We start from the raw sequence: 11,675 nt of genomic DNA, 5'->3' as shown, positions 1-11,675 counted from the left end.
GGTTTATACGCCTCCTAACCTAGGTATGCTCGCTCTCCAAAGTAGCTTAATCCATAAAAGCGTCAATACTTAGAGGGCACGGAAACCGTAGGTACGTCTGAAGCATAAGCACTCCGCAGGTAATATACGCCCTAACCTCGGAGTTCCGTAACAATAAGGAGCTAAGATTATGAGTAATCGACACGTAACAAGCGCCATAACCTTTATCACCCAAGCTGCCGTTGTCGGGCTTGTTGTGGTATTGGTAATGCAGGCACTGATTAGTACTTCCGGTGGGGCAGCGCCCATAGCTGGCTTTCTCTAGTTCAGTTATAGAGATGCCAGCTATGACCGCTTTGCTATCGGGTTAGCGCGCTATCAAATGGCCTTTTGTAAACCAACGCGAGACGGCAGTTCGTCTTCACAATCAAGACTATTAGACGGCAGTACTCCCGCCTCCTGTATCCCGTCAACGCTGTGCCAGCTGCGGAAATCGTCATCAAAATCAAAGCGGTACACGTGGTAATTTTGGTTGTCGACCATCCCCATACCAGCAGGCTTGATAATCGCTTGGTAAGTGGTCCCCAAGAAGGTCACAGTCATTAGTAGCGAGTGAGACTCGGCATTTTCATTTGCACCTAGCAGGCTCCAAAACCCGTTAACAAGCTCACCACGTGTATTACCTTCCCCTAAGCTACCATTACTCTTGGCACCGTCAATATGCTTCGCACAAGCGATCAGCTCACCGTCAACATCGCCGGCTTCACCTTTAAAGTAGAGTTTCACCTCAGAGTCTTTCAGGTTATTCTCATTGGTGCGGATATTCAGATCCCCCACCCTTAGGCTCATACCAACCACACCGCTAAACGGCGTGGTACCTTCCGGCAAACTGGCGACATTACCCATATCTTCAACGTCGTCAAAGTCATCGCCACTAAAATCGTTGAGGACCAACTCGGATACGAAGAGGTTGTCTCGGCTGGCGCTATCCAGCAATGCCTCTAACAACGGCTTATTACTGTCGTCGGTGAAAAACTGCAAAGAAGCATCGATTGAAGGATTTTCGTTCTCGCCTTCATCCACCGATTTAATCACAAAAGATTCCAACAACTTAGAAACGCTGGTGGCGCTCTCCAAAGCGGTACGACCACTCTCCTGCTCAACACTCACCAAGCGATCAACCACGCTACCAATATTGCTGGCAAGATGCAGAGTTCGATCGAGCTGCTGCTGCGAGGGCACACGGCCCGTCACTTCAGGCAAGTCAATCTCTTTGCGATCGTAGATATCGCGCAAACTTGTTTCCGCATTGTCTAACACCCTACTTAGCGACGAAGTATCGCTCAGGGTATCGCGAAACGGTTCTGGGGTCGGCGAGGCCAACATAACCTCCGCCAAGGATCTATACACATAAGAACTTGGGTCACTGGCCACCCCAACTTCCTTGCCAATTTCGGTATAAGTATCGTTTAGTCGATCACTCAAAATCGTTACGGTTTTGTGAATCGTTAGCGCCGTGCTCATTAGGTCCGGCCGAGGGTTATTGACATTCAAGTAATCTATATTGATATCGGATAGTTCAATACCCAAGCTTGATACCATCGAAGTACGATCGCTTTCAATATCAATATTGGATAACAGTGTCGTTATAGGTGACAGCACTAACGGTGAGGTGTAATTGGCTTCATTTCGATCGGCTACTGAAAGCCGTCGGCTCATCTGCCCCAGGAACGGCTCCCCCGTTAGAATATCGTAGCCGCCGTCGATACGAACAACCACATCAGCGAGAGCGGTATTACTCACTAAACAATATTGCTGATCCATCGCGGTAGCGTTGCTAGCACAATAGTTGGTGTCCGTTTTAGGATTGTAGGAGTAGTAGCCGTCGTTGTCGGTAAAGGCATAGGGCTCCCAGGGGTCGCGAGTGCCATTATTGTTGGTATCAAGGTACACAGTTGATCGAGCAAGGTAGCCATCTATAGCTAAACCGCTTATCGGTTCGCGAATATTGGCGCTAACACCTTCGTCCTGCCCTGTACCGCCGCAACCGACCAATACAGTACTTATGGCAACAACCAGACCGGCCTGGCGAAATAATAATTTTCTCATAACAGATAACTCTCGGTATTCAGTAAATTTGCTAAGGCTGAGGGGCCATTCGGCTCCGCAGCTTCCCGATTTCAGATAACAACAAATATTTAAAAGCGCTCTTGAAAGCCGACCGAAAAGCCGACTTGGCGCGGTACGGTTGAGCCTTCTACCGTGACGGATTCGGTACCCCAAATAAGGTCGAGGGTGAGCACACGAAACAAAGTAAGCCCGACATTGGTTGCGGCTAGCTCGGTTCCGGCGAGATTTTGCTGGTAGCCAAAACGCCACGAAGGCAACCAGTTCCCTTTAGCTTCATAGGCGGTTGATAGGTGTAGCCACTGATTTTCCTGACCGACCATATCGTCGTAGGCGGCAAGGTCAAGCGAGCTACTTAATACCCAGCGAGAGCTTAAAAAATAGCTGGCGTCCACGGTTGCTACGGCGTGTTTAGTATGGGTTTCACGCGCTTTTAACTCGCCGCGAACCTGTACAAAGTAGGTGGCAGTTTCGCAGTGGGCGCGCGCACTGGAAGCCTCTTCATAGCTGTCGCAGTTTTCGCCCACGGCGCCATATTTATAAGAGGGGGAATTCAAATTGCTTAGCGTTAAGCCAAGACGGTAGTTATCGGCTACCCACAAAAGCCCAAGATCTAACTCTAAGCCGGTGGTTGAGCGTAGGTTGTTGTCGTATTCGTCTTCAATAATATTGTCGACATCTTTCCCATCGAGCTGCTGCAGGGCAATCACCTGCTTACTCAGCTCCATTTGGGTAAAGCCCATTTTGACGCCGCCATACAGCTGGCCGCTACTGGTTTCAAAATAGTTAGTCAGTAAAGGGAAACTATAACCAAGCGCTAACTTTGTTTGGATACCGCTCTTTACGTAGGCTGACGTATTGGTCGAAAAACTGCCGGTTTGATCGTCGTAGCTCAACTCATCGTCAAGAATTCTCAAGCCCACCTGGGTTTTTAAATCCAGCTCAACAGATAGGGTTCCACCTAAGCTATCGGAGCGAACAAACAGCGGCATTAGTGGAGCAGAAACGCCCAGCGTGGTTTTCACATAACCGTTATCGCCCATTTCACCCAACACGCCATTAAAGCGGTCGAGAACCTCTTGAGCGGAATCACTGGTACTGGTGGGGTCGTCAATAATGTCGATTAAATCATCTAGGTCGTCGACGAAATTATCGACGTTCCCCACTTCTGTCGACGAGCTAATATTGGGGAAGTAGGCAAAGCGCCAGCTTTCAGACTCCGGTACCATCAGAGCCCCCATAGCGGGGTTGGATATAGCAAACAAAGAAAAGTGGTTGGACGATGGTCCGGTCGTTGCTGTCGCTCCGTAGCCTAAGCCACCCGCAATAGCCGTTGTACTAAATCCCGCGCCAAGCACTAAGGTTGATAAAATTCGCTTCACAAAAACTCCCTAACAATTTCGGTTCAAACTCCGATAAGGGTAGCAAAGCTGGTACTTAAGTGTGCTCCGATTAACCGCATATAATAACTTAGTCTTAATATTTCACTTTGCTGCAACAAAAACAATAAGGTTTGGCCACACACCAAACGAACCGTTAAGCTGTAGCGCTACAAAAATAACAACTGAAAAGGCCCTGTCATGATTCCGCTGCGAACTCTTGCCCCAATTCTTACCTCAGCTACACCTCGGCGCACAGCCCTCGCCGCTGGCCTTGCGCTGGCCGGCTTAGCGCTCGCCGCCTGCCAGCAAGACATCACCACGGCCAATCCAGTCTGTGTCGCGGCCATATGCGAAAATTTTGAGTCTAACCAGCTCGCCAGCCACTGGCACGCCAGTAACAGCGCGCGTGTAAGCTTGAGCAAAGAGAAGGTATTTAGTGGCAGACAAGCACTAAAAGTGGAGGCCACAGGGGCGGGCTACAATCGCAGCTATCTCAGTTTGGATCTAACCCCCGAAAACGGCCTAGACCAACCGCGCGAGATCTACGGTCGTATGATGATGTATTTACAGGGTGACAATGCACTAGGCGGCGACTTTACCTTCCTGCAAGCGGACGGCCCTGCGCGCGCCACGTCTGGCGCTCCAGAAAACACCGTGGTGAATTATCGCGGTCGCTTAGACGGTAGGTTCGATCACTTTATGGGTAACTATGACACGCGTATCGACGCCGATGGCGACGGTAAAACCGAATGGTTAACCGACTGCTGGCAACACCCAGATTTTGAATACAGTAGCGCAGGCGCCGCAGACAATGTTGCTCCCGCCAAGCCCTATTTAATCCCTCACGACCAGTGGGCCTGTGTGCAGTGGCATTTTAATGCCGATCAAAATCGGCTCGCCTTTTGGTTGAACGGGGAAGAACTCAGCGCCTTAACTATCGACGCCAATAGCGGTGGCACTGGCGACGGCTGTATCGACCCCAACACGCAAGCTGGAGTTTGGACGGGGCCGGCCTATTTCAGCCAATTACACATAGGTGCCGAGCAGTATCACAAGACGACGCTGCCACGCACTCTTTACATCGATAACCTTGCGGTCGGCAGTAGCATGCCTGGTTGTGATGCCGACGCAGACTAGAGATGGCGAAACGGCGAGTTACTCACATCGCCCACCAGCTCACCACCACAGTAGATGCACTTAGCTTTGCTGGTGGTGTTGCTCATATTGCACTTCGAACAATGTAAACGCTCATCGGCACGCTCGGCTCGTAACGCCAGCGTCGCCGTAACCTTTTCCAGCAGCACCGGCTCTTGCAGCTCGTTCTGCTCGGCAATAATTTCCCATAGAGTCTCGGTAAGCAAGGAAAGCTGCTGACAGGTCTTTTCCAGTTTTTCGATTCGAGCAATATGGTCATTGTTGTCTTGCAGACCGGAAACCGCGCGCTTTTTTGAATCGCCATCACGCTTATTACTCATATTGGGCATAGGTATGTAATCCGCCATTGGACACAATCTCCTCAGTGGCATTAACGAATGTTTAAAGTGTGGTGATATCCACCCACAGCTCAGGCTGATCGACCGGTGTATTCTCCGGCAGCTTAGGGTTTTTCAATTTAATCACGCGCCGCTGCGCCAAGTTGGCCTTTTCTGTCACGCTTTTCACCATTGCATCGTTGCGAAAATACTCATCAAACGAGCCGTCCGCTATGGCGATACGCAAGCCTTCCTCTAAATCTCGCGCGAGCTTGGCGTTGTCTTTTTGCACAAACAAATAGAATGGGCTGGTATAGGACAACAAAATATTTTGCTCGACACTAAGTGCTAAATCCGGACGCTGTTGAATCTCGGCCCAAGGTTCTTGTACACCGCGCGGAAAGGCGTCAAAGCGGTCGCCATCCAGCATAAAAAACAGGCCGTGATACTGGGTTACCTTCACCACATTCAGGCCATTGGCTTCCATAATCTCGGTATCCGACCAGTAGCGCCCCTGGCCAAGCGACACTCGGCTGAGGTCTGCGAGGCTAGAAATACCGTTAAACTTATTCTGCGTGCCCTGCTTAATCATAAACACGCGATAGCCCAGCAAGCCGCGGTACAGAGGGATGCGCACCGGCCGCATACGCTGCTCTAACTCGCGTGATGTCGCCACCCAGAACACATCCAGCTGGTCGTTATCCATCATCTCGATTACACGATTAGTGGTTGTCTGGTCGATTGGGTTGGAAAAGCTGTAAGACTTATCGAGCTTGCTCAGCGCGAGCTTCACCAAGCCCTCGGCATAACGTGAATTATCATTCACGATTTTAACCATACGCACGGTTTCCGCCGCGGCCGACATAACGCCGATAGGTGCTGCCAACAGGCAACCCAACAGCAACTGATAACCAATTTTTTTCATAAGTACTCTTCATTACTGTTCATTGGCAATTGACGCCAACACCGTCAAGGTTAGTCGTTGAAGCGGACGCCAACGAGTCTTTTTAGAGTATAGACAATCACTCCAGAATGACGAGTTCACCTCTCAACCCCAGCAACAAATAAAACTGCACTTAATAAGCGACCCTATCCCCCAAAACGAAAAAACCAGCCATAACAACGCTATGACTGGTTTTTATAACCGCAACACAACCAGCCCAACAGCTGGCGTCTTATAACTGATTTATGGCTGGCTAGCGTAATACTCGGCCAAAGCAGTGATATCGGCATCGCTAAGTGACTTAGCCTGACCAACCATGACAATTGCCATACCGCCGGAACGCTTATTGTCGCGGTAGGCTTTTAACGCGCTAATCAAATAATCTTTGTTTTGACCGTTGAGCTTGGGGTATGAGCCCATCATCGGCTTGGCACCAGAAGCACCGTGACAGGCACGACAACCCATTTCTTTAGATGGCGCATCACCAGCAAAAACAAGTGTCGACATAGGTAGAGTCAAACACAAAGCAACAATTGCAGAAAATTTCATTGTAAAAAAACCTCTAGATAAAGGAAGAGAAAAGGGAAAGACAAAAGTAGGGAGCATTTTACACTCATTATCGTTCCCCTGACGAGAACGACAACCCCACGCTAAAGCTCCAAAAGTGGAATAGAACGACCATTGGCCTGCACAATCCGCACGTGCTCGCGCCGCAACTGCGAGGGTTCGGCTAGGCCGCAGGAGTGAGCAATCACCTCTATGTCGTGCACCATCTGCGCGTGATAGGACGCGACCCGCGCCGCCTTATTGGTTGGATCTAAGCCTTTCTGTAACCGTTTGTCGTGGGTGGTGATACCGGTTGGGCAGGTGTTTTTATTACATTGCATGGCCTGAATACAGCCTAATGCAAACATAAAGCCGCGCGCCGTTACCACTACATCCGCCCCCGTCGCCAAGGCCTGCGCCACATAACCGGGGGTAATCAACTTACCCGATGCAATCACTTTAATGCGTTCTCGCAGCCCCTTCGCCAACAGCTCATCCACCAGCAACGGCAAACTTTCCCGCAGCGGCAAGCCCATAAAATCCATTAGCGATTGCGGTGCTGCACCGGTGCCGCCGTCGGCACTGTCGAGGGTGATAAAATCCGGCGCACTTTCAATGCCGCGCTGCAAGATCGACTCGCAAAACCCAGAAAGCCAATCGCGGCCACCCAGCACAACTTTAATGCCCACCGGCTTACCGCTAACTGACCGCACCCGATTGATAAGGTTTAGCAGTTCTTCATCGTTGTTGACATCGGTATGACGATTGGGGCTATTCGATGGGTGTCCGGCAGGAATGCCCCGTATTGCCGCAATTTCGGCAGTTACTTTATCGGCGGGCAAAATACCGCCCTTGCCCGGCTTGGCTCCTTGGCTAAGCTTTATTTCGATCATTTTTACCTGCGGGTTTGCCGCCAGCACGGCGAGTTTCGACTCGCTCAAATTGCCATCGCTATCGCGCACGCCATATTTTGCCGTCCCCATCTGAAACACTATGTCGGCGTTACCCGCTAAATGATGCGGCGACAAACCGCCCTCGCCGGTATTTAACCAACAGCCCGCCAGTGCCGCGCCCTTCGATAAGCTCGTCACCGCCGGCACCGACAAGGCGCCAAAACTCATACCGGAAATATTAAAAAATGAACGGGTTTTATAGGGTGTCTCACAATAGGGGCCAAATTCGATCAGCTTAGCGTCGTGAATTTCGCTATCCAGAACCGGGTAGGCGGCGTTGACAAAATGGGGGTCACCTACAACCAGATTATTGCGCGTAGAGCCAAACGCGGTGTAGGTACTTAACCCCTTTGCAGCGCGATACACCCATGCGCGCATGGCGCGATTGAAGGGCATTTCCTCACGATCCATAGCGAAAAAATACTGCCGAAAAAACTCACCCAAGTGTTCAAACCAGTAGCGAAAACGACCGATCACCGGATAGTTGCGACGAATCGTCGACTGCGTTTGGCGGGTATCAACAAAATACAAAACCACCACCAACAGTAACGCCGCGAACATTGCCAATATCAGGCTGTAAACTAAAACCTGTACCGCCCAATCCAGCACTGAAGCCATATCAATTTCCATAAAAAATTATCACAAAACCAAACACTAAAGCCCAAGGCAACCAAGCATTCGTGCGGGCACACGAACGCTACGTGGTTATTGAACGGGCATCATAAACGATGTGAGCAGGCTTTACAGCTCAGTTAGAACTCGCGCGAATGCGCTTAGTCGGGCCGTACCAGAGGCAGAAACACCTTAAACGTCGTGCCTTTTCCTACCTCGCTTTCCAAACCGATTCGGCCACCGTGCTTTTTAATAATGCTATCGGTTATAGATAGGCCGAGGCCAGTTCCCTTACCAACCTCCTTGGTAGTGAAAAACGGGTCGAAAATTTTGGTTTTAATGTCCTCGGGAATACCATCGCCGTTATCGATAATCTCGACCACGGCAAATTCTTTTTCAACATAGGTATTCACCCAAATCTCACCAAAATCTGTAATCGCGTGAGCGGCGTTTACCAACAAATTCAAAAACACTTGGCTCAAACTACCCGGCTGCCCGGGAATTTCTGGCAATTCCGCAAAGCTGGTATGTAATTCAGCTTTGTATTTAATTTGGTTCCAGGCAACTTTTAGGGTGTTGTCGACGCAGGCATTCAAATCAAACATCACCGCTTCGGCCTGGTCTGGGCGCGAGAAATCTTTAAGGCTGGTAACAATATTTTCGATGCGCTCTATACCCTGTAAGGTATCGGCCATCATCTCAGGAATATCTTCAGCCAAATAGGTTAAGTCTGCGGTCTTTTTTATCGCCTGCTGCCTTGCGCTAATGTCTTCTGGCGTAACCTTCCCCGCAACACAATCCTTTAACAACAACTCATAATCACATACCGCGGTTAAAACCATTTCAAAATAACGCTTAGTCAGCAATACGTTACCTTTCACGTAGGCGGCAGGGGTATTGATTTCGTGTGCAACACCCGCGGCGAGCTGGCCGATACTGGCAAGCTTTTCGTTGTGAACCAGCTGCGCCTTCTGATTTTTTAAGCGGTTATACGCTTGCAATAGAGAACCGTGAGCTTCGTGTAACTCGCCAGTGCGGTCTTCTAGCAATTGCTCGGCTTTTTCGCGTGCGCGTCGCTGTCGCTCATAAGCGGCTTTGTAATCTTCATTCGCCATGGCGTTGTACCCTAATGCTGCAGTGGTCTGCGCCGCGGTGCATACAGCTGGAATGCTCTAGGCTAACGGCCTCACCATAATGCTGTGCAGCCGCCAAAATTAAACCCTCGCTTAAGTAGCAAAGCTTGCGCGCCGAGCGATACTCGAACAGCAGCTCGCGGGCATCGCCACGAGAGCAGGTAATAGTGGGGAGAGAGGAATCCGTAAAACGCTTTTTTACGTCTGGATGAATAACTGTTTCAACACTGCGCAAGTAACTAAACAAATTAGGCGCGAGTTGCGTAAAGATGGGGCTTTTTCGATTTAACACCGCAAACAGATATTGACCAAACTCCCGCTCAACATCCGTTGGGCTAATTCCTTCAAGCGCTGCAATTGCTGCAATAAATTGTGTTAGCTCGGTATCCTGATAGGTTTCAATCGAGGTAAACACACCTTCAGAATCAGGTTTTACCTCATCCAGAATTTTGTCCCAAGCAACCACGCCATGGCGATCGACCACCATGTCATTTAACGCTATATAAACCGTGCCTAACACTCGACTTCCTCACTTTCATTAACCGCGCTCGCGCAAATTACTGCAATTAAGAGAAGTATAGATTAAGCACGCGCAGGCCAAAAATATTTACCAAAATATTAGCCCTAACCTGCTCATCACAGGGTTTTATAGCTAGACAACCATGTCGCCGGATTCATCCAGCATAGTCGAAAAGAGTTGCACTAAAGCGATATCGTATTTGCTCCCGGCATGCTCTGCGATATAGCGCCCCGCCGCATCGGCACCGCTCAGCCCGCTGACTAATCGTCCATTTCTGCAGTCGTAATAGTCACTTAACATACCAATAATTTGTGAGCCTACCGGCACCTGTACCCCTTTTAAACTATCGGGATAACCACCGCCATCAATACGCTCGTGCTGATGACGAATCAACCGCGCGGCATCGGCCAGCTCGGGAATACCCACCAACGCCTGCTCACCCCAAACGGGTACTTTTTCGTAAAGCGCATGCTCACTATCAGAAAAACCCGCAACCGGACGAGTACGCAGCTCATCGGGCAAACCCAAAATTCCAATACGGTGATAAAGCGACGCTAATTGAATATCGTCAACATCTTGCTTGCGCATTTTGAGCTGACGGGCCAATTTTTCGGCGTAGCTAACAACAAAACGGCTGTGCCCAGAATCTCGTCCTTCTCGCCACTCAATCAAGTGGTTCAGCACTGTTAGCGAGGCTTGAAATTGGCGCTCTTTGCGATCGTGAGACTCTTGCAGCAACTGTTTCGCCCGCTCAATTTCCTCGGTGCGCTCCTTCACCTGACGATCAAGTGACAACGCCAAACGACACAATTTACGATTCTGGTCATGGGTTAAATCTTCTAAACGACGACGTTCGCGCTCAGACTTGCGGAACCGAAAAGCGCCGTCGATAACTTCACTCAGCATCGTCTCATCCCACGGCTTGGTTAGGTAGTTATAAATCCTAGCGCCGTTAATCGCGTCTTTTAACGTATCAGTATCGGAATAGCCGGTTAGAAGCATGCGCACACAAAAAGGGAACTCAGACTTCACCGCCTGTAAAAATTCCGAACCTGACATGCGCGGCATACGCATATCCGACACCACAATATCGACCTCTTGGCCGCTTCGCAGTAAATCCAACCCAGCCTCACCGGACTCGGCAAAAAACACCGTCCAATTTTGTGTCAGAGAAAAACGCTTGAGCGTACGTAAAACCTGCGGCTCATCGTCAACAAATAGTATTCTGGGCGCTTCACCCACGTCTTTTGAGTCGGAGCTCGAACCAGACTTAGAGGGAAGTTGAGTATCTACCGATGTGAGATGCGGACGCATAAAACGCTCCTAAAGTGGGCAAAACAGAAAAATTGGTATAACATGCATTAAATGAATATCTATAATAACATGAATATCATGAACCTCCAGTAGGTGCTCAAGATCAATTTGGCATAGGCTGCGGCGAAAAATTAAGATGTAGCTATAGCTACATTTGCCTAAAGCAACATAAAGCGACAAAGTACTATCGAGTAATAAGGTTGTTCGTGCCACATGCCCCTAAACGAGATTGATAAATGACTCATCCCCCTGCGTTCTTAACCACAGGACAAGCCGCAACCTATTGTGGCGTCTCGCTACGTACCATTATTAACTGGATCAATAAAGGCCTACTCAAGGCCCATCAACTGCCTGGCAGTCGTGGTGATAACCGCATTGCCGCCGCAGACTTAGTTGCATTTATGCAGAGTAACGAGTTGCCCATTCCATCAACCCTAGAAGAGCATGTGCAACCCAATCGAATGGCGCTTGTGGTAGACGACGATGAAAGTATGGCCCGCTCCGTGGCACGTCATTTAAAAGGCCTAGGCTTTATAACCGGCCTAGCACACAACGGCTTCGACGCAGGGGTTTCCTACGCCACGCTCAAGCCCAGCCTGATGACGCTAGATTTACAAATGCCAAGAATGGACGGCTTCGCGCTACTCGAACAGCTCGCCAATCAAAACACCTGCAAAATCATTGTTATTTCGGG

At 49.7% G+C, this 11,675-nt stretch carries 12 protein-coding genes; 3 read left to right on the top strand and 9 right to left on the bottom strand.

Going from position 1 to position 11,675, the window contains the following annotated elements:
* Positions 1-169: 169 nt before the first annotated feature.
* Positions 170-304, top strand: coding sequence for a hypothetical protein (locus IDZ20_RS16410; protein WP_281250549.1), 135 nt, complete (start codon positions 170-172; stop codon positions 302-304).
* Between the two features lie 53 nt (positions 305-357).
* On the opposite strand, the gene IDZ20_RS07030 is transcribed toward IDZ20_RS16410, so the two are convergent.
* Positions 358-2,088: a hypothetical protein gene (locus IDZ20_RS07030; protein WP_188150717.1), complete on the bottom strand. Its 1,731-nt coding sequence runs from the start codon at positions 2,086-2,088 to the stop codon at positions 358-360.
* An 89-nt stretch (positions 2,089-2,177) separates the two neighbouring features.
* Complete coding sequence (locus IDZ20_RS07025) at positions 2,178-3,488, bottom strand: conjugal transfer protein TraF (protein WP_245792179.1); 1,311 nt, start codon at positions 3,486-3,488, stop codon at positions 2,178-2,180.
* Between the two features lie 198 nt (positions 3,489-3,686).
* Between IDZ20_RS07025 and IDZ20_RS07020 the strand changes: the two genes are divergently transcribed.
* A complete protein-coding gene (locus IDZ20_RS07020; protein WP_188150716.1) occupies positions 3,687-4,625 on the top strand; it encodes a hypothetical protein in 939 nt (312 codons plus the stop codon).
* On the opposite strand, the gene IDZ20_RS07015 is transcribed toward IDZ20_RS07020, so the two are convergent.
* The 7 genes from IDZ20_RS07015 to IDZ20_RS06985 form a co-directional block, all read right to left on the bottom strand.
* Complete coding sequence (locus IDZ20_RS07015) at positions 4,622-4,990, bottom strand: hypothetical protein (RefSeq protein WP_188150715.1); 369 nt, start codon at positions 4,988-4,990, stop codon at positions 4,622-4,624. The two genes, IDZ20_RS07020 and IDZ20_RS07015, sit on opposite strands and share 4 nt — an antisense overlap.
* 34 nt (positions 4,991-5,024) lie before the next feature.
* The gene (locus IDZ20_RS07010; RefSeq protein WP_245792178.1) at positions 5,025-5,885 is read right to left on the bottom strand and encodes a type 2 periplasmic-binding domain-containing protein; all 861 of its coding nucleotides are present in this window, start codon (positions 5,883-5,885) and stop codon (positions 5,025-5,027) included.
* A gap of 261 nt (positions 5,886-6,146) precedes the next feature.
* Positions 6,147-6,452 carry a c-type cytochrome gene (locus IDZ20_RS07005; RefSeq protein WP_188150714.1) on the bottom strand — a complete coding sequence of 102 codons (306 nt, stop codon included), beginning with the start codon at positions 6,450-6,452 and terminating at the stop codon, positions 6,147-6,149.
* A 101-nt stretch (positions 6,453-6,553) separates the two neighbouring features.
* Entirely contained in the window at positions 6,554-8,020 is a 1,467-nt protein-coding gene (locus tag IDZ20_RS07000; protein ID WP_245792176.1) for an FMN-binding glutamate synthase family protein, read from the bottom strand.
* A gap of 155 nt (positions 8,021-8,175) precedes the next feature.
* Positions 8,176-9,129: a sensor histidine kinase gene (locus IDZ20_RS06995; RefSeq protein ID WP_188150712.1), complete on the bottom strand. Its 954-nt coding sequence runs from the start codon at positions 9,127-9,129 to the stop codon at positions 8,176-8,178.
* A complete protein-coding gene (locus IDZ20_RS06990; protein WP_188150711.1) occupies positions 9,119-9,667 on the bottom strand; it encodes a heme NO-binding domain-containing protein in 549 nt (182 codons plus the stop codon). Before IDZ20_RS06990 ends, IDZ20_RS06995 begins: the two co-directional genes overlap by 11 nt.
* Before the next feature lie 132 nt (positions 9,668-9,799).
* On the bottom strand, positions 9,800-10,981 hold the full coding sequence (locus IDZ20_RS06985) for an HD domain-containing phosphohydrolase (protein WP_188150710.1): 1,182 nt from the start codon (positions 10,979-10,981) through the stop codon (positions 9,800-9,802).
* Between the two features lie 236 nt (positions 10,982-11,217).
* Between IDZ20_RS06985 and IDZ20_RS06980 the strand changes: the two genes are divergently transcribed.
* The coding region (locus IDZ20_RS06980; protein WP_188150709.1) for a response regulator at positions 11,218-11,675 on the top strand (458 nt) is incomplete at its 3' end.

Origin of the sequence: Teredinibacter waterburyi (genome assembly GCF_001922985.1) — a bacterium.
GTDB lineage: Bacteria > Pseudomonadota > Gammaproteobacteria > Pseudomonadales > Cellvibrionaceae > Teredinibacter > Teredinibacter waterburyi.
The sequence above is the reverse complement of the archived record's forward strand: the minus strand, read 5'-3'. Positions and strand labels throughout refer to the sequence as shown.